This window comes from Alishewanella sp. HL-SH05 (assembly GCF_052655985.1).
This window is the reverse complement of sequence record NZ_CP199753.1, coordinates 1443687-1463694: the sequence shown is the minus strand read 5'-3', so window position 1 is coordinate 1463694 and position 20008 is coordinate 1443687. Positions and strand designations below refer to the sequence as shown.

Genomic DNA, 20008 nt, shown 5'->3' with positions numbered 1-20008 from the left:
CAGGCAGTTTTCTCTCCAACCAACCTTTATCATGCTTGTAAAGCCACATGTAATCGGCTGAGCAGCTTTTTTTTAGTTCATTTCGGGTACACTAGGGTTGTTTTGAATGGCTCGCTGTAGAGCCAATCTGGCACTCTCCTGACGCTGTGACTTGCGCAGCTTCCTGCGATACTCGCTTAAACCTTTTACACTTTGAATAATCTGCTCTACAGCAGCAACAGATATCCCCTCTTGTGCAGCTAACACTCTTCTTGATGCTCCTTCCCTAGCCGCCGCTTCAATTCGCGCAGTAATATCAAACGTAATAAACTGTGTGCGTTTTTCAAACGGTATCTGCGCCTGACTCGCGATCGTTTTAACGAATACGACACTTCGATTTACTCTGCGAGCAACTTCGCGCAGTGAATATTTCTGCGTCTTTAAAAGACGAATACACTGCAAGCGCGCTTGTTCATGAAGCTCAACATTTTTGCTCTGTGCTACAGCTGCTTGAATCGGTTTTGTGGGTAACTGGTCTATCGCATAGCTAAGAAAAATAAACTTCAATGGGTGGCAAACGTAAGCAGGCTTATGAAGTAAATTATGCACTACATTTTGGGTCAGGATTTGCGAGCTAAACAAAACTTGAGACAACTCTGATACCGTTTTCATTAATAGGCTCATATCAACATTATGACCTTTGAACTGATGCTTTACATGGAGTAAATTCATTGGCTCCCATTCATATTCTTCGAGGCAATCCGTCTGTCCGTATAAATAATCAAACTGAAAACGAGAAATGAGATAAGTTAATCGAACTGCATGTGTCGAGGCGATTTGTCTGGGACAAACGTCAACCTGAGGCGGAAGATGAAATTCACGATGCGAGTACTCGATATTACGTAAGCAAATGCTATGGACTGGACAGCATGTAATACCATGCATTTGATGGCTTAGATGCCAAAATGCGATGCCATATATGGCTTTGTCTTGCTCTAAACACTCAGGACAATATTTACTGGACCCAAGCTCTCGCAAACCTGCCTGTGCAATATTTGACACATTCGCAACATCTCTTCCAGACGAAGAAAGCATGGTGCTTTTCAATTTATCGGGTCTTGTACAAAACCCGGCAAACAAAGGATACAAGGTATGATGCGTTAAAAGTTTCTCTGTTGAGTATCCGGTTGCCTCGGCTAGATAATTAACCCCGATTGGTAAGCTTTGGCTGATGTTGATGGGGGATTTGCCAAACCAACGGTTTGCAGTGCGTCTGTGGCTCGTCTCGGCCCAATAAATATGAAGACGAGCCACGTAAGAGTAAATGGTCTCATCTTCATATATAGGTGGCGCATAAACATGGGTCATATAATCTTTCGTAACGTCAATTCTTGAGCGTACTTTTTCGCTAGTAAAAATATTAATGGATGACTGACGGGAGCATCCTGCGCTATTAATCGCGTAAGACTATTCATACTTCTATCAGCGAAATCGATATAACTCGTTTCTGACATACATAATTGAGAAAGACTCATTGCAAGAAAGCTCCGCCAATCTTGATTAATCGATCTTGTAATGATTAACTTGCCACCACTTTGTTTAGTGCCAAGTGCTCGCGTTATAAACCACTTGATGCGACTGATCTCATACCGATTATCTTCAATAGACATTGCGGATAAAAATACTGTCGTTTCATCATGAAGCCATCTCAAAAGAGGCGCATCAGAAAGCGGTATGGACGCCTCCAGTACTTCATCATTAATGACGGGGTAATTTTTTAAGCTAAGCTTATTGTCTATTTTAAACGTGTTAAGAGGCTTGTTATGCTCATCGCAATAAAAGATTGAAGTAAGTTGCTGATTAGCACGCCAGAACGACGCGCCATAGCGTTTAATATCATTATTGCGGCATTCGGAACAAAACTTCATTGGCTTAAGCGAATTTAAGGTTTCTTCACCACAAAAAACGCTACGCTTCGATTTAGGGCGACTCATGATTTGTTCAATATGCTCACGATAATCATCCTCTGGAACAAAACTTAACCAGAACCGAGCCCCTAAATGACGCTCTAGCAATGTATCCCCGCACTCCGAAGCGCTTTCTCGATAAGCAAAGCAAGATGCAACACGCGGAAATAATTGATGTAATTTCCCCAACTGAGTTGAGCCATTAAAGGACATAAGCTGCCTAGCATTAACACCTTTGGTCATTTCAAATAATCGCGCTAAATAACCGGGAAGATACTCCTCTGGTAACATTGGAACTTGATGTTCAAAGAAAGAGATAAGATGCGCTTGCATTTAAACCTTCCTCGTAAAAAGATCATGAACATCTTGACCTAAATTTTTCCAGCGTTTTTCAGCTTCACTTTGGTTGTCGGGTGCTTTATTTTCAGGCACTGCTTTTTTTTGCCTTTTATTTGGGCTGCGGGCCTGTTTTAAGGACTCCTTTGTGATTGGCTTAAGATGAAGGCGTGTTAATTCATTAATCGTTGTTTTTTTGGCTTCATAAACATTGGTCAACAGCTGATTACTCATGATGGTGACGTTATTGTCTTCAACTTGTTGAATTAACTCTTTGCAAAAAATTTGAAGTACGCTTAAGTTTCCTGCGGTATAAACATAAATTTGATGAAAATGATCTTCAGAAATGGCTACTGCTTTGCAAAAAGCATAATTTTGGATAATTGTTTTGACCAGTTCTCGCCAGTACTCTGACTCTTCAGAATAATTATCAAAAAAAATATCAACGTTCTTCTTATAACGACGGTAGGTATGAGCATTACAGGATAAAAAAACATCCGTCTCGGGGGTGCCAATTAACAGTATAGGAACAGACCATGAATTGAACAAACGCTGCAAAAATTTAGCATTCGGAGAGTCGGCACTTGAACTCTTAGTATTTCCAGTAACAAAAGCCTGAGCTTCATCAAGCACAATCACCCCAATTGCGAAAATCAAACAGGCGTTAGCTACCATTTCGATTAATGTTGTTTCGCTGGTGCGCTCAGTCACATCATTGTATTTCACGCCGGATTTTTGACTAATTTCCCTAAGAATATCTCTTAGCAGCCCCTTTGAGGATCGCGCGTTGATATTTACTTTAATGCATGGGATCTGCAAGAACGCTTTCCCAAATTCAGTATGCTCAGCTTCATGGATTATTGAACTGGGGAACAAACTGATTGCGCTATTAACCGCTTTTGTTTTACCCAATCCAGATGGCCCAATAATCGCACCTCCCATTTCTGTTTTCTGATGACTTGAATCATCTAAGTGCCTGCCCTTCGACAAAATACCTTGGTTTATAGCGGCATAATAACTCAGAGCACTAATATCTTTATTCCGATAATTGAGCTTTAACATTTTTGCAATCGCGGTGTAAATTTGCCAAGATAATGTGCTAGGCATATAAAAACTATCATCTAATATGTCTGTACGCTCAATTGCACCAACACCCGAAATGTCATACTCTTTATCACGACGAATTTCAGCTCGTGATTCAAAAACGCTCCTGTCATCAATAATACTCAGCTCACTTACAAGCCGGTTTTTTGACGTCGGAGGAACCCATACTGGTTTACTATTAATTATTGTCATCTTATGCTCCTAGCTTAACGTTTTTAATACAAGCATGTTGTTGCTGCTCTAATGCAGTAAATACTGTATTGGCATTATTTTGAGCCTGAGCAAAAAGATCTGGCACTTTGTTGGCTTCTGTTCCTTTAGCAGCAGATTTACCCTCTGAGCGGCGAAGTTTGCTTAAAAGCTTTTTATTGAGATCAATCCGAACCTTAACTCGCTTTGTTCGCACGGCATCTTCAACCGCATTGACATGACGCATCTTTGACTTAAAAACGGTAACGTCTTCAAGAATGGCATGGCTTTCAGCCATGTGCAGGTTTTTAAGGTTTATATTAGAATCAGCCAAATCAAACGTAATGAAGCTTTGATCTGTCGACCCCATGTTGTACCAAACATGTTGATTACATGAAGGCAAATACATAACGTTTATTTCATAGTCAGAGCGGCTTCGGTCAATCACGATTTCTTGTCGCAGATCTTCAAAATTCGCATCTTTTGTTTGATAAGTAATCTTAGTTTTATTAAGGATCACCCCTTGTTTAGTCACTCGCGCAGTTTGTTGAGGGAGCAACGCCGACATTAACACCTTAGGACTTACTGTATTACCACCGTACATTAACTCCTTCATACCCCAGTTCCAAAGATCTCTGGGAAGCGGGTCAATATGATGTGCAAGATGCTCTTGTGTCCGTTTCTTTTCCAAAACAGTGGTATTGTTATGAGCAATAATCTCTTCAATTAAAATGTAGTAAAGATCACTTATTGTTAAGCTTGCATGGTTAGAAGGGTCTTTAAGTGCTTTTGCTTTTCCTTTAATCAGTGCGCCCGGCAATGCATGTATGGATTGTTTGTTGAGTTTACTAAATAACCCCTCAACCGTACCTTTAGCCCTACCTAAATAGGCTTCAGTAACTTGAATAGAGGCGAGTCCAATTCTTGCTCTAATGAGTCGAGCCATAGCCGCGTCAAGGTATTCGCTGCCTCGGTCTATTACCAAACTATGGCAAACATGAAAGCAGGGCCAGTCTCCGGGTTGATAATCATAACCCCATTGTTTACAGAAGCTTTCCTTGTCAGACATGGCATTATATAACGCAAGGGTAACAGACTCGGCATTAGGGCTTTCCAGCGAAAGGTGAAAGCCTGCAATCATAGTCGTAGAAACATCTACAACTATGTAAAGGATTGGGCGGCCTGTTGGCAGCACTTCAGCGACACAGTAATTTGAAACTAAGTGGACATCCAGAACGGTTGCATCAATCTCATACATAGATCCCGGGCCAACCACGTGTTTTAAGACAGAGCTCTTATGAATTTTAAACTTGTTTCGAAACTCTTTTGAGCCGAGCCTAATCATTTCGAATTTACTTTTAGAGCCACATACTTTTTTTAATAAGTTTTTGAATTGCGAGAGAGTTAAGAATCGTTCTGGAACAAAATCGTAAAAGCACCTGCTCTGCTTATCTTCATAAACTAATTCTGTAGCATATTGAGCATTAAATTCTTTTGACAAATTCTTTAAACTAAAATACTTAAGTTGAGGCAGATCATTTTTGAAAAATGACATCACATTATCAAAATCTTGCTGATTTGAAGGTCGTTTGAGGCTGTTATCATAAAGCCGATGACGACCTCTGCCATGAGGGAATCGGTTGGCTGCATCTTCTGCATCTTTTGGTAAAGTGATGCCTTGGCCACAATTATTGTAAACAGGAATAAGTGCTTCTCTGCACTGACCAAAAGCGTAATAAATTGAAAGGGTGTCGCACAAAAAATCCAATTTAACGCCCCAGCCACGGGCTAATTCTCTCATGTCCTCTGTTGTTATATCACCGTTAAAATAATCCAACTTTCGTTGTTCGCACTCCTCAAACTTAGTGACGACATCTAGTCGTTTGTTAATCTTTTCGTCAATCTTTAACCAGCGCTTTTCTGCCTTTTGGAGACTGTTATATGATTGATTTTTCTTCAGAGATAACGACTCATAAGCTCTAACATTGTCAGCATTACGAAAATCTTGCCTTTCGCATGACAAAACGTCCCATGGTATTAGCTGAATAACCCCACAATGCCTCACTTTTAAAGGTTGACCAATGATGTGTACAAACGCTTTTTTGGGGCATCTTCTATCCTGCTGACATAAAACGACTTCATTAATACCGGGAAAATACGAAACAATCGTAAATCTCGCGGCTGTTTTATCGTCGTTGCTAAATAGTGGTAAAACGAGAACTTTGTTCATTGCCAAGTCCATTTTTTCACTCCTCTTGGTAATGGGCGGTTAAAAATAATTTCTTGTGAAATATCGACAGGTAAGCGTTGTTGCCAAATAAGTTTCCAAAATGCAACGCGCACCATTCCAGTGGGAATATCCAAAAAAAGTGCGATTTCTGAGAGAATGACGGAAAAGCAGGCTCTGGGCATGGTATCAAGCCAACGTTTAAAAGAGACTTGAACATCATCAATCACTTGGCTTGGAATACTTAATTGATTTCGGCTCTCAGCCTCAAGCAAGTTCCGGGTGAAATGCTCATCAAAATAAGGCATAGCTGAAGTGACCAAGCGCCATTCCCGATCAGATTGTTTCCAGAAAATGGCTTCAATATTCAGTTTGTTTTTAATGTTCTGATCACGTTTTTCTTTATCAGAGAATTTAGCATCGTTATTGACAAGCTTAAGTGCCAATGCACACTGCATAACCTCTCCTTCCTCATCATAATAATCAATTACAAAGTCAGTCGTCATGACGACAGCCTGATTGATTTTAAATTCTTTGAGAATATTTTTGCCCTTAGGGGTATAACTGGGATGCTTAACCCCTAAATTTTGAGCGATAAGAAGAGTGTTGGTGATTGGTAATAGCGGATATTGTGTTTTGATACTGATAACATTAGGTAGAAAATCTAACACACGTAACAAGTTTGTTTCTAAAATAGATAACGTTTCATGCGTTGCATATGATTCAGGGTTGAAAACCTTGCTTCCTTTTCCTACAGTAGCCGTTTTTTTGAGCTTGATAAAAGGCTCATACTGCTGAGTTTCCTTTACCCTATCTACCCATTTGGTAATTTTGTTTAATACCAAGGGTGTTACTGGCGGCTGTCCTTCAATTCTAATAAGACTTATTTCTTCATGGCTGTTCTGCATAATCGCCCCTCCTACAAAACCAAAGGTAGGCGAAGAAAAGCAGACTTAAAACAAATTAATTATAAAAAACCACACTTAATTGGTAAAACTAATAATCTAACCCCCCCAAAAAAGGCAATTTTTAGATAGTTAAAAATTAATTAGATAAATCACACACCATGCAGGAATGAGCTATTAGAGCAAAAAAAATTGATAATACTTAAAAGTAACCAACTAAAATAAAAATCATCAAATAATACCTTTTTATGTATCTCAAATAAAAAATCTGTCAACAGGGATAGGTTGTCAATCGTTCGTGACTGCTGAATCAACCAAAAAATACACTCTCAAAAAACACGTTATATTTCAGAGTTGAAAATTTTTTCATTTGTAAAATTTGTCAACTAGCTGCTGTTTTTATACTTACCTCTCTGACCGCAAATAAAGTTAATTTCAAACTGGAAGAAGCATCATAAAAATCGATAAGTTTAACCTTCAAACACACAAAATAATTTTTTACTTATTATTTTAATTTTTTGATTATTTTAACTTGGTGGCATAATCTAGATATCTACGACTTGAGCCAAACTGATAATCTTCACATTTGAAAAGGTTAAAAATGCAGCTGATTCATCTACTTCTAAGGGTTCTTCGATAATGCATGATGCTCTCAGCAATCTGATTGCTCGTACATCTCGCCTTTTTCAGCTAGAAAATGACGAACTTGCCGAACTAATGAGTGTTTGTTTTGCCTATGCACACCTGTTATTCGAGAACAAGCTAACTGCTCAGAACAAACCTGTTGGAAAAATTACACTCGTTAAACTCCAAAATGTGTTAAGCAATCAATTAGGGTTCACGACACCTGCCAAAATATTTAAAACAAACAGACAGGAATTAGATAACAAGCTAGTCGATATCTTAAGTGAGCTTAACCAACTCTTGACCACATCGCACATAGACAATTTTCACTTGTTCATTGCGGTCAAAGAGCTACATGCAACAATTGATGGCACATACACCATTCCAGATGAGCTTTGTGAGCTAGCCTTATTACTGGTTAGTGGTAACATCAATACGGTATATTGTCCTTTTGAAAAAGGATGTGATTTCATTTTGTACTTACCAACTAACAATGATGTTACCATTGAAACAAGCAGCGAAAATGATGTGTTCTACGCAAAAATACAAAGCACATTGTTAAATCAACCAGTAAAAATCATTAAAACCGATCCGATTAACACACCTAGGCAAATAACAGGAAACTCTCTAAAACAGTTTGATGCTGTTATAGCTATGCCACCAATGGGGGCACGAATTAATAAAGAATCGTTTGCTGACATTTGGGGGCGCTTTCCTGAAACCTCACTGATGGCAGAGGTCTATTTCCTGCGCCATATGCTGGCTCACACAAAAGAGCGGGCTGTTTGCTTTGTATCTGACGGTTTTTTATTTCGAACTGCGGCTGGAGAGCGGTTATTCAAAGAAGAAGTTATTGAGAGTAACTGGTTGGAAGGGGTTATCGCCCTACCCAGTGGTTTGTTAAATCATACATCGATAAGCGTCAATGCTATGGTATTCAACAAAACCAGACCTAATCAATCCATCAAGTTTCTCAATGCCAGCACCGATGCTTTTATTGAAAAGCTATCCAAGGCAAGGGGCAAGCTTAGAAATGCTAAGCTTATTGTAAAAGAGTTCACCAGCCACTCAGACGGTGATAACTCCACAAGCGTTAAGCCCGACAAGGTATTCAAAAACGAATACAATTTATCCCCCGCACGCTATGTAAAGTCTTGCGCGGACAAAAAGTTTGAAGCTTTTATGTCTCATTTCAAATCTGCACAACTAAAAGAGTTAGTCGATATTTTTCGGCCTCAGGCATTACAGCATGACGAGAGTGGCGATACGGTTTTGCATGAATATGGGGCTAATAATCTAAATGACATCAACCATCTCTCTGGAGAACCACGAGTAGTTAGGGTTAACCGACACCAGCTTAAGCGTATCGAGAAGCAAAAGGTACAACCCAATGATGTGTTGGTTGTATGCCGGGGTGCGGTTGGTAAGGCAGGCTATGTACCCGAGGGCATAAAGGGCAACGCACTGGTAAATCAGGCTTTTACCATCCTTAGAGTTAAACCGGGATGCCGCAGAATGTCTCCCCAAGCGTTATTCCAATACCTCAGTTCAGAGTACGGAAAACACCAACTAACCTCTTTGGCAACGGGCACATCTGCGCCTATGTTATCCAGCAAAGATATTCAGGCATTGACCGTTCCTGCCTTTAGTAAGGTGCAACAAGAAGCTTTTGCAGTCGCGCATCAACAAGCAATCGAGAAACAGGAAAAAATAGACACACTGCAAAAAGAGTTGGCTGAACTACGCTTCGATCTTATCGAGGGCATGGCATCATTATCTTAAACTCGAATTTAGCTTTTTTTATCGGCTAATGGTGTAAATTTATACGAAATCTCTCATTATTTTGTGCTGACTTAGATCGTCATTTTAACTAATATGGAAACGCAAAATAAAAGACTAGGAACAAATATCAGCTTTCACGAAGTTAACCTCTTAAAAGCTTTACTAATAAATTTAAAGGCTTAAGTAATAATTTATAGGGAATATTTTAATGAACGTGCCATTCCGCATTGTAATTTGCAAACTAGACCATGCTTACACGAACTCAGCACAGGGCTTAGTTGAAGCGTTATTTGAGAAAATTGGGGATCTCTACCACCCAATCAATCAGATGGAGTTCTTCTGTGAAACAAAAAGTGTATTCATAACAAAAGGTTACGATGAGATTGAAGAAAAGTATTCCAATCAATTGTTTGAACTCAAAGTATTCCCTTCTCGAAATGAGTTAAAAGACGGTGATTGCAAGTATATATCCACGATTGAATCATCATCGCCCGTAACGTCAAATTTTGCTTGCGCTGAAATAATTGAGTGTCAACCACCTGAGGCTAACTCTCCTAATGTGACAGTTGACAAATACCCACTAACATCCTCGTTATTCTTTTATTGGTCAGGCCAACTCCATGGGCCATTTAACATCATTGACAGACAACTAAAAATTAATTCACCAAGCGACATTTACACTATAGATTTGGAAACAAAGCCTATTGAAATAAAGTCTTCTGATGGCCGCATTACGCTGCCTTCATATCACTATTTTTCAGTCGATGAGTCTAAAGTAACAAAATTCATTACTAAAACTATCAAAAACGAACCCAGACGATTTATATCGTGCGTAAGAGATGTTATGGGTCAAGTTGATAGTAGTTCAATGACTGACTTTATTAATGATGACACCATTATCACTCGGTACGGCTCAATTATAGCGTCAAGCGCACAGATCAGAAATTTTACCAAAGCCCACATCAGGCTAATTAAAGATCAAGTTAACAACCTAAAAGAATACCGATTAAACAAGCCGAGGTTTACAAGACTCTTTGAGCTTTTCGAGCAGCCGGAAACTTGGAGCAGAGAGCGCAGCACGATTTTAGAGGAGTTTTTCGACTCCGAAAAAGGTGTTGCTGTTCTGAATAGTTATTTGGAGAATAATAAAGAAGCATTACTAGCCGACAAACTCGGTGAGCTCCAAAAAAAGATTTCAGATGAGGCAGAGGAACTTAACTCATCAATTAGAGAATTAGAGGATAAAAAGCACGACCTTGAAGCTTCGATACGCTCAAAAAAACAAGAACTTCAGTCTCTTGAAGAAGAAGATCAATCAGCTAAAGTTAAGCTAACGGCTCAGGAAAAAAGTAATTTAGATATTGAGCTGAAAGAGCATAGGCTTGAACTTGAACGCCTCAAGACTGAGCTATCTGAACTTAAAATAACTCATAGTGTTTATAAAGATTTTGATGAATTAAAAAGAGAGGCTCAAGATCTCAGAGGCTCAATTCGCCTAAGTGAAAAAGAAATTGAGACTCTTGAAGCACAGAAAAAGCGAATTTCTAAAGAAATTGAAGATGAAAATAATGAACTTTTATCAAAGCTTGTTGATTTGAAGCCAAAGGTAGATATGCTCAGCGGAGTTCTACCAACAGAAAAATACCAAACAATTTGTTTTAATAACAAAACCAATTATAAGCCAAAATCTTATGATGTCGGAGAGCAGCAAGACATATTAGACAACATTTCAGACCAGCTACTTTCTCACGGTAGAAAACTTGACTTTGAAGATTTAACAAATGTTGTTGTATCTTTAGCTCAAACTCAATTCACACTGTTTAGTGGCTTGCCGGGAACTGGAAAGACATCGCTGGCCAAGCTTCTGGGTAAAGCTATGGGTTTAGAGAATAGACTTCTGAATATACCTGTAGCGAGAGGCTGGACATCTCAACGTGATGTTATTGGTTTTTATAATACTTTGTCACAGAGCTATGTACCGTCTACAACTGGACTGTATGATTTATTGTGTCAGATACAAGATAAAGAAGACGGCAACAATAACTCCGCATCAATAATTCTTCTCGACGAATTTAATCTTTCTCAGCCTGAGCATTATTTTAGCCCATTCATGGAGATGGCTGACCCAGAATCAAATAGAACTGTTTACACAGGCGATCCCAAGAAGCATCAGCTAAATCTACCTCATTACGTTAGATTTTTAGGAACGATTAACAACGATGAGTCAGTTCAGTCAATAACGCCGAGGATGCTTGACCGTAGCGCTGTAATTCATTTTGACGACATTATTACAAGCAGTTCTATTAGCGGAAATGAGCACGTCGAAGTCAAAGATTCTAAAAAGATACTTTCAGGAAATGACTTCATAAAAATATTTAACAGAGAAAATCACTCTATCCCTCAAGAAATATCCACGTTACTAGACGATATTACTCGAACATTAAATGATGATAATCCTACGCTGGGTAATCAAGTTATCGTGTCTTATAGAAAGATCAAAGCCATTTGTAATTACTACAACGTCGCGTCGCCTTTAATGATCAGTGAAAAGATTATGGCCTTCGATTACGCTGTAAGCCAACATATCATCCCATTAATTAATGGGTATGGTGAAGGCTTTGGCACTAGGCTTAAAAGCCTTTTAACAACTATTCCAAGTGATATGACGAAAACCAGAAAACGCTTAAACCGTATCATTTCTGTTGGCGAACAAAATCTTAATACTTATGGTGCCTTCCTATGATTGATTGGAGGTTTCATATAAATAGAAATGGGTATGAGAATACGCTTAACATATCTAATACGGATATCATTCAACTTAATGAAACTGACTTTATTGATATATATATAACGCTGACTGGGGAAGACTTATCAAAAGGCTCCCCGCGATTAATAGTAGGTGACGTCCCATTAGAGCTCAATATAGTATTAAGTACTGAAGAAAAGAGAGTATTTAAGACTTCGGAGCCTACAAATTCTCACGACAAACAGATCTTTTATAATTATTTTGGTGAGAGTGAAATACTGCTCTGTTTTGAGAACGATACGAAAAAAAATGCGCAGTCTTTGAAGGTTGATATAAGAGCTCGTAAAGCCAATGCTGAACTTGCAGAGAGAATGATTAATTTCATATCTGACAATATGGACGACGCCGTTCTGCTCTGTTTTTCAAAGTCGCACGTGTCATCAGGTGTCAAACCTATGATTAATAACGACCTAACTAAGTTTCAACTCCTGAAAGAAACTGTTGGTGACTTGATATCTAAACAAGGTCTTTTCCTTCGTGACCATAAGTACACATGGCAACATGAAATGACATTATCAAATCAAGGCCAGTCTTCTGGCCCAGATAGCGTCTATTACCTACTTAAAAATCTAGATAAGGTCACTCCTTCAAGCAGCAACAGGTCAAATATTAAAATAAATAACCGCTCTTACATGCTAAATGAAATGCCATCTGAAATTTTAGTTTCAAATTCGGATGTATTTGAAAATAGAGTAATATTCAGTTTTCTTTTCTCTGCAAAACAGTATCTGCAAAAGTTAAAAAAAGAACGCGAGAATCAAATTAACAACAACGTTAAAAATGTTGTTAAAACTGATCTGAGCGATGATTATATTAGTTTTGATAATGTCTTACGCAACTACAAAATTTCAATTCTAAAACACCATATTGATGACATTCATGAACTTTCCAAACAAATAGGAAAGCTCATCAGTTTCTACAAAGAAACCCTTAAAACTACATTGGTTCCGCAGCTAAGACCTAAAATGACTCCTTTTATTGCGTCGAGGCCGCATTATAGAACTGCTTTTAATAATATTCATCAATGGTATTTATGCGATGCACCTGATTTAAAGAGTAACTCATTTTTAATGGGGTTAAGAAATCTTTCGACCATATATGAATTAATCTGCTTGCTCATTATAAATAGGGTGATTACGAAAGAAATGGGATTCAAACATCTTTCATCTGAATATTTAGAATATGGAGAGGACATATCCTACTCAGGACGAAAAAAAGAGCGTCCAAACGACATCCCTAATAACGCATTTAATTACTCAAAAGGGAATGTGATTGCAAAAATCAGATATGAACCGAAAGTTTACCAATATAGACGAAATATATCTCAGCCTTTCGACCTAATAAACGTTAGCAACACGAAAGCTGGAAATTTCGGACTGCACTATTTCTGTCCAGACTATGTAATCCAATTTTCATCAGAAGAATGGGCCAAAGACTTAGTACTAATTCTCGATGCTAAATATCAGAATTACGAAAATGTTATGAAGTATTCGCTTCCTGATTCTGAACAAAAATACTTACGTGATATTTTCACTCTCAAAGACGACATGTCTATTGGCGAATCACCAGTTAAGTTGCTTATTCTGCTATACGCTCATGGTGCATCTAGAGTCGCGTCAAGGCTAAACAAAATCCATCACATTGGCGAGGAGCTTGCTGTTTACCCTCAAGCGATTGGTTTAAAAACGACCCCAGACCAAGAAAGTGAAGAAAATCTTGGCTCTTATATAAACCACGTTTTTAACTTCCATGATCAATATTCAAAAAGGTCCAATTATGATTTTTCTTCTATCAAGAAAAGCCCAATAACTACGTTCGCACAACATTAAAATAAATTGTGTGATGTTCCTCCATAATTGAAAAGACCTCATTTTACTGAGGGCTTTTCATTTTATTTAAAAAATTAAAGATGTCTCTAAAATTAAGCTCCCAGCGGGGAACTTAATTGCCAGTGGGGAACATATTATTTCCACTGGGAAACTTAATTGTTCCACACAATTATCAACAAATTATCGATAATCTTCCGGGCTTGGGCATGAACACATCAGGTTACGGTCGCCGTATACGTCATCAATACGGGTTACCGTTGGCCAGAACTTGTTTTCTGCGACAAACTTCACCGGGAAGGCGGCATATTGACGCTCGTAAGCGCGATCCCATGCTGGGTCGAAGATATCTTCCATACTGTGTGGCGCGAAGGCTAATGGGTTGTTATCAACAGTCCATTCGCCTGCTTCAACTTTGGCAATTTCCGCACGGATGGTGATCATCGCTTCAATAAACTTATCTAGCTCGGCTTTGCTTTCTGATTCTGTTGGTTCAATCATCAGCGTGCCCGCTACTGGGAAGCTCATCGTAGGAGAGTGATAACCGAAGTCCATTAAGCGTTTAGCGATGTCCATTTCGGTAATTCCGCTGGCTTCTTTTAGTGGCCGAATGTCGATAATACATTCGTGCGCCACGTGGCCTTTAGTACCTACATACAACACCGGGAAGTGTGGGTTTAATTTCTTGGCGACGTAGTTAGCGGTTAAAATTGCGTACTCGGTAGCTTGTTTTAAACCTTCACTGCCCATCATGGCAATGTACATCCAGCTGATTGGCAGAATACCCGCGCTACCAAAAGGTGCTGCCGCTACCGCACCATTGCTGCTGCCGGTGTTGTCAATTTTTACAATACTGTGATTCGGTAAGAAAGGTGCTAAATGGCTTTTCACACCGATAGGTCCCATACCCGGGCCGCCACCACCGTGTGGAATACAGAAGGTTTTGTGCAGGTTTAAATGCGATACGTCTGAACCGATAAAGCCAGGTGAGGTTAAACCGACTTGCGCGTTCATATTGGCACCGTCCATGTAAACTTGGCCACCATAAGAGTGGACCACGTCACAAAGCTCAGCGATGGTTTCTTCAAATACACCGTGTGTTGACGGGTACGTCACCATGATGGCGGCTAAACGATCGCCCACTTCTGCCGCTTTCGCTTTTAAATCAGCCATATCGATGTTGCCTGATTTATCACAATCTACCAGTACGACTTCGTAACTGGTCATGGCTGCTGTCGCAGGGTTAGTACCGTGCGCCGATACTGGGATTAAACAGATATTACGGTGACCTTCGCCACGGCTTTCGTGATACTTACGAATAGCGACCATACCGGCGTATTCGCCTTGCGCACCCGAGTTAGGCTGCATAGAAATATCGTCATAACCGGTGATGTTGACTAACCAACGGCCTAACTCGCCAATCATCTCGTAGTAACCATCAGCTTGATCGCGCGGTACAAACGGGTGTAAAGAGGCAAATTCTGGCCACGTAATCGGGATCATTTCGGCAGTTGCGTTTAACTTCATGGTGCAAGAACCTAGGCTGATCATTGAGTGGTTCAGTGCTAAATCTTTGTTTTCTAATTTTTTGATATAACGCAGCATTTCTGTTTCAGAGTGATACTGGTTAAATACCGGGTGCGTTAATACCGCACTGGTACGTGCTAAATCGGCAGGGATAGAGGTTGAGCCTTCAGCTACAATAGCAGCATCTAAGGCTTGTACATCCAAACCATGACCATTACCTAATACGATATCGAACAGCTCAGCAATATCAGCGGCTTTGGTGGCTTCGTTAAAGCTCACGGCTAAACAATCGGCCATGTCCGTGCGTAAGTTTACACCCGCAGCTAAAGCACGAGCGATAACGGCAGCACGATCTGCAACGGTAAAACTTACTGTATCGAACCAATGGTGATTAACTAACTGAACACCCTTAGCTTTAACACCGGCAGCGAAGATATCGGCACTGCGATGGATACGCTCAGCTATGTCTTTTAAACCTTGTGGACCATGATATACCGCATAGAACGACGCCATATTGGCCAGTAATACTTGGGCGGTACAGATGTTTGAGTTGGCTTTTTCGCGGCGAATATGTTGCTCGCGTGTTTGCATGGCCATACGCAGTGCTTGATTGCCACGGCGATCTTTTGATACACCGATAATGCGACCTGGCATAGAGCGTTTATAGGCATCGCGGGTGGCAAAGAAAGCGGCGTGTGGGCCGCCGTAGCACATAGGCACACCAAAACGTTGCATAGAACCTAGCACCACGTCAGCACCTAATTCACCTGGTGCTTTTAACAACATCAATGCCATAGGATCGGTAGCCACAGCAACCACCGCTTTTTTCGCCTGAATAGCCGCAATTAACGCGCGGTCATCACGAATATCACCGCGCGTATTGGGGTACTGTAACAAAGCACCAAACACCTCTAAACCTGTCGCTTCGCTAGCGTTACCAACGATAATTTCAAAACCAAACATTTCCGCGCGGGTTTTTACCACGTCAATAGTTTGTGGATGTACGTCGTCAGCAATAAAGTAAGTATTAGATTTGCTCTTAGCAACACGCTTGGCTAACGCCATGGCTTCTGCTGCGGCAGTGGCCTCATCTAACAATGAAGCGCTGGCTAATTCCATACCCGTTAAATCTAACGATAACTGCTGGAAATTTAATAGAGACTCTAAACGCCCTTGAGCAATTTCAGGCTGGTAAGGTGTATAAGCCGTGTACCAACCCGGGTTCTCTAACACATTACGCAGAATAACGTTTGGCGTTAATGTCGGGTGATAACCCATACCAATGTATGATTTATACATTTTGTTTTTAGACGCAGCGGCTTTCAAAAAGCTTAAAGCATCAGCTTCAGTGCGGCTGTCACCAATAGATAACGGCTCAGGTAAGCGGATGCTCTCTGGCACGGTTTCAGCAATTAACTGCTCTAGGCTGTCAACGCCCAGTTCTTGCAGCATGGCTGCCGTTTCGGCACTGTCTGGGCCGATATGGCGCTGAATAAATTCATCGTGTTTGGCGAGTTGCGTCAGGGTTTTAACAGCGGTATGGGTCATGCTTAATTCCTGGTATTGGTGCAGCGGTTAACACAGCGGGCGCGAAGCAGTTAAGGTATAAGCTGCTACGCCAGCTGATATAAAAAATGCGAGTGTGTGAACTAGGTTGCTTACGCAGTGTAAGCTCAAATAGATTAATCAAAATAAGCACATCACACTTTGCGGTTTTCGCTATCAGCCGTTTTTCTTTACCGGCGCTGTCATTAATAATGGACAGCCGCAAGCGGAAAATTAAACAACCAATACAGCATCATCATGAAATGGATACTGTATTGCTTGGTGGCCAACAGCTAAAACAGCCGATATTACTCTTCGATAGCGCTCTGGTAACCCGCAGCGTCTAACAAACTGGCTAATTGGGCTTCGTCAGCAATCTTAATTTTAAACATCCAACCCTCAGCGTATGGGCTACTGTTTACCAATTCTGGTGAGTCCGCTAAGGCTTCGTTAACCGCAATCACTTCACCGGCTACAGGGGCGTAGATGTCAGAAGCGGCTTTAACCGATTCAGCAACAGCGCAATCTCCGCCTTGTTCTACGGTGTCACCCACTTCTGGTAATTCAACAAACACCATATCACCTAACAGATCTTGAGCATGCTCAGTAATACCTACAGTGTAAACACCGTCACCGTCTGCTCGCAGCCATTCGTGACTAGATGCATATTTTAAATTCGCAGGGATGTTGCTCATGTTATTTTCCTTAGCTGTTTTATGTTGTAGTTCGGTGTAAATTAGCACGCAGTTTGCGGCTTAAACGAGTTTCTTTCCTGCGCGGACAAAGGCCGGCTTGATCACTTTAACCGCAACCATTTTGCCACGAATATCCACTTCAGCCGTATCGGTAGTCGCAGCCGGTACACGCGCCATCGCAATACTAAAACCTAGTGTAGGTGAAAAAGTACCTGAAGTAATCACGCCCTCGCCTGCTGGGGTAACTACGCGCTGACCATGACGTAATACGCCTTTTTGTTCCATCACTAACCCCACCAGCTTCTCAGTACCTGCCGCTTTAGCTTGCGTAAGCGCTGCACGACCAATAAAGTCACGCTCAGCCGGTTCCCAGGCGATAGTCCAACCCATGTTAGCGGCTAATGGCGATACGCTTTCATCCATATCTTGGCCATATAAGTTCATGCCGGCTTCTAAACGTAACGTATCACGTGCACCTAAACCACAGGGTTTTACACCCGCATCCACTAAACGCTGCCATAGATCGGCGGCTTGCTCGTTTGGCAGGGCAATTTCATAACCGTCTTCGCCAGTGTAACCGGTGGTCGCAATAAATAAATCGCCTGCTTGCACACCAAAGAAGGGCTTCATGCCGGCAACGGCAGCCAGTTGGCTTTCATTTAATAAGGTGGCGACTTTAGCTTTAGCATTTGGGCCTTGTACGGCAATCATCGCGAATTCTGGACGCTCTGTTACGGTCACGTTGAAGGCTTTAGCTTGCGCATTGATGTGCGCCAGATCTTTTTCGCGGGTGGCCGAATTAACCACTAAACGGAAGAAGTCTTCTTGCAGGAAATACACGATTAAATCGTCAATCACACCACCGTCTGCATTCAACATACCGGTGTATAAGGCTTTACCTGGCACGGTTAATTTGGCGACATCATTGGCGACTAAATAACGCAGGAATTGACGCGTGTTGGCACCGGTTATGTCAACGATGGTCATGTGCGACACATCAAACATGCCAGCGTCTTGACGCACAGCGTGGTGTTCTTCGATCTGTGAGCCGTAGTTTATCGGCATATCCCAGCCAAAGAAATCGACCATCTTGGCACCGGCAGCGAGGTGGCTGGCGTGTAACACGGTTTTTTGAGCCATTATTTTTTTCCTACTTAGTGTGAGGGTCAGCAGCAGAAAAACCATCGCAGCAAAAGGCCTTAAATTTCAGCCTGTTACGCAATAAGCCTGCAGCTTGGACTAAAAAATACTGCTGGATTATACCGCAAGGCCCCTTGGGTAAACAGCCCAATTTGGATTACTTTTTGTAATGAATCAAACCCACTTACCAAAAAATCTAAGGCGAAATTTATGACTAGTGTGAGATCTAGGCTCACTGAGCCGCCGTCCAAATGCGTGAGCCTGTTGCAGCTAGCGGCTTGTAGCGGGATTAAATAAACTATATTGCATTTGCTCAGATTGATTTAACCAACAATAAGCTCGTTGCAGTGTTAATTGATCAATCATCTAAAAATTTTAATGTGTTCTTAGATAGTAGCTATACAACGCTGCTTAATCGCTGTTCAAGTAATCCCATGAAATAAGTCGTTTAATGGGGTTAAATAAGTCGTTTAAAAGTTAAAGCCCACTTTAATAGTTGGCTCTTTGTTGTCAGCCTTAAACCACCTCCTCTGACAAATAACGAGGTTACCCTTTAGAAATAATGGGTTTCCTATTAGGAAAACACTCTTTCATTATCCTACTTGTAAAAAACACGACATGGATTGACCAACAATTCACGATACTTGAGATGGGCCAATTCTGGCAGAAGGGTCTCGCTAAACGATTACCGTTCTGGCTTTTATTCCCCTTAGAGCGAGCCGAATGAACATCGTTGGCCAAGGTTTTAAGAAAACGGGTGTTTGAGTGCGGCGACGGTAGCGCCGCGCGAGTTACGTTTTCGCCTTGGACAGCGCATGAGCAGTCGGGCTTTCGAGCGGAAGTGGGGTCGCATTTTCTTTGGATACTTTCATTTGGCGACGCAAAAGAAAGTATCTCGCCCACGGCGAAAAACTTTAAACTCTGAGAACTTGGGAGTGCTCGGTATCTGACACTGTAGGCTAGGTGCAATAAACCCAGCTTGATACTGCTGGGTTAAGATCAGCGATTAACTACTCATCTTTGGTCTTTTTACTCTTTTTCAGCACTTCCTGTCGTTCCCGCTCATACTCTTCGTAAGTGAGAGGGATACTCCGCATACACTCATCATATTGGCTGACCGGTAATTGCTGACATTGCTGCTTTTTATTAAGCTGCAAATTCTGATAGACCGCTTTATTACTGCAACCAGCGAGCGTAAACAGCAATAGCAGTGAAGTAAGTCGTGTTATAGATTGCTGCATTGGCTTTACTCCCTTCTTTTTTTAAACAAGCTAAACTCACCGTTATTGTCTAAGTTGATAACCTGACTAAAACAATTTTCAATTCAAATTAAGCTTACTGCTGAACGCTAAATTA

12 protein-coding genes are annotated in these 20008 nt (G+C 40.9%); 3 read left to right on the top strand and 9 right to left on the bottom strand.

The annotated features are described in order from the left end of the window. Positions 1–72: 72 nt before the first annotated feature. The 5 genes from ACUJFL_RS06750 to ACUJFL_RS06730 are packed head-to-tail and all read right to left on the bottom strand — an operon-like array spanning position 73 to position 6710. The gene (locus tag ACUJFL_RS06750) at positions 73–1347 is read right to left on the bottom strand and encodes a TniQ family protein (protein ID WP_445428798.1); all 1275 of its coding nucleotides are present in this window, start codon (positions 1345–1347) and stop codon (positions 73–75) included. Beyond that, positions 1344–2279: a TniQ family protein gene (locus ACUJFL_RS06745; protein WP_445428797.1), complete on the bottom strand. Its 936-nt coding sequence runs from the start codon at positions 2277–2279 to the stop codon at positions 1344–1346. Before ACUJFL_RS06745 ends, ACUJFL_RS06750 begins: the two co-directional genes overlap by 4 nt. Then, complete coding sequence (locus ACUJFL_RS06740) at positions 2280–3578, bottom strand: ATP-binding protein (protein ID WP_445428796.1); 1299 nt, start codon at positions 3576–3578, stop codon at positions 2280–2282. A 1-nt stretch (position 3579) separates the two neighbouring features. Next, positions 3580–5817, bottom strand: coding sequence for a hypothetical protein (locus tag ACUJFL_RS06735; RefSeq protein WP_445428795.1), 2238 nt, complete (start codon positions 5815–5817; stop codon positions 3580–3582). After that, positions 5802–6710 carry a TnsA endonuclease N-terminal domain-containing protein gene (locus ACUJFL_RS06730; protein WP_445428794.1) on the bottom strand — a complete coding sequence of 303 codons (909 nt, stop codon included), beginning with the start codon at positions 6708–6710 and terminating at the stop codon, positions 5802–5804. Before ACUJFL_RS06730 ends, ACUJFL_RS06735 begins: the two co-directional genes overlap by 16 nt. 636 nt (positions 6711–7346) lie before the next feature. On the opposite strand from ACUJFL_RS06730, the gene ACUJFL_RS06725 reads away from it, so the two are divergent. The 3 genes from ACUJFL_RS06725 (at position 7347) to ACUJFL_RS06715 (ending at position 13748) form a co-directional block, all read left to right on the top strand. After that, the gene (locus ACUJFL_RS06725) at positions 7347–9113 is read left to right on the top strand and encodes an N-6 DNA methylase (protein ID WP_445428793.1); all 1767 of its coding nucleotides are present in this window, start codon (positions 7347–7349) and stop codon (positions 9111–9113) included. A gap of 208 nt (positions 9114–9321) precedes the next feature. After that, positions 9322–11856 carry an AAA family ATPase gene (locus ACUJFL_RS06720; protein WP_445428792.1) on the top strand — a complete coding sequence of 845 codons (2535 nt, stop codon included), beginning with the start codon at positions 9322–9324 and terminating at the stop codon, positions 11854–11856. Beyond that, positions 11853–13748 carry a hypothetical protein gene (locus ACUJFL_RS06715; protein ID WP_445428791.1) on the top strand — a complete coding sequence of 632 codons (1896 nt, stop codon included), beginning with the start codon at positions 11853–11855 and terminating at the stop codon, positions 13746–13748. Before ACUJFL_RS06720 ends, ACUJFL_RS06715 begins: the two co-directional genes overlap by 4 nt. 180 nt (positions 13749–13928) lie before the next feature. On the opposite strand, the gene gcvP is transcribed toward ACUJFL_RS06715, so the two are convergent. The 4 genes from gcvP to ACUJFL_RS06695 all read right to left on the bottom strand — a co-directional run bounded on the left by gcvP (position 13929) and on the right by ACUJFL_RS06695 (position 19893). Then, the gene (gene gcvP, locus ACUJFL_RS06710) at positions 13929–16820 is read right to left on the bottom strand and encodes an aminomethyl-transferring glycine dehydrogenase (protein WP_445428790.1); all 2892 of its coding nucleotides are present in this window, start codon (positions 16818–16820) and stop codon (positions 13929–13931) included. Positions 16821–17125: 305 nt separating this feature from the next. After that, positions 17126–17512 carry a glycine cleavage system protein GcvH gene (gene gcvH / locus ACUJFL_RS06705; RefSeq protein ID WP_226750726.1) on the bottom strand — a complete coding sequence of 129 codons (387 nt, stop codon included), beginning with the start codon at positions 17510–17512 and terminating at the stop codon, positions 17126–17128. 60 nt (positions 17513–17572) lie between these two features. After that, positions 17573–18652: a glycine cleavage system aminomethyltransferase GcvT gene (gene gcvT, locus ACUJFL_RS06700; protein ID WP_445428789.1), complete on the bottom strand. Its 1080-nt coding sequence runs from the start codon at positions 18650–18652 to the stop codon at positions 17573–17575. Between the two features lie 1010 nt (positions 18653–19662). Continuing rightward, complete coding sequence (locus ACUJFL_RS06695) at positions 19663–19893, bottom strand: hypothetical protein (protein ID WP_445426462.1); 231 nt, start codon at positions 19891–19893, stop codon at positions 19663–19665. Positions 19894–20008: the final 115 nt, after the last annotated feature.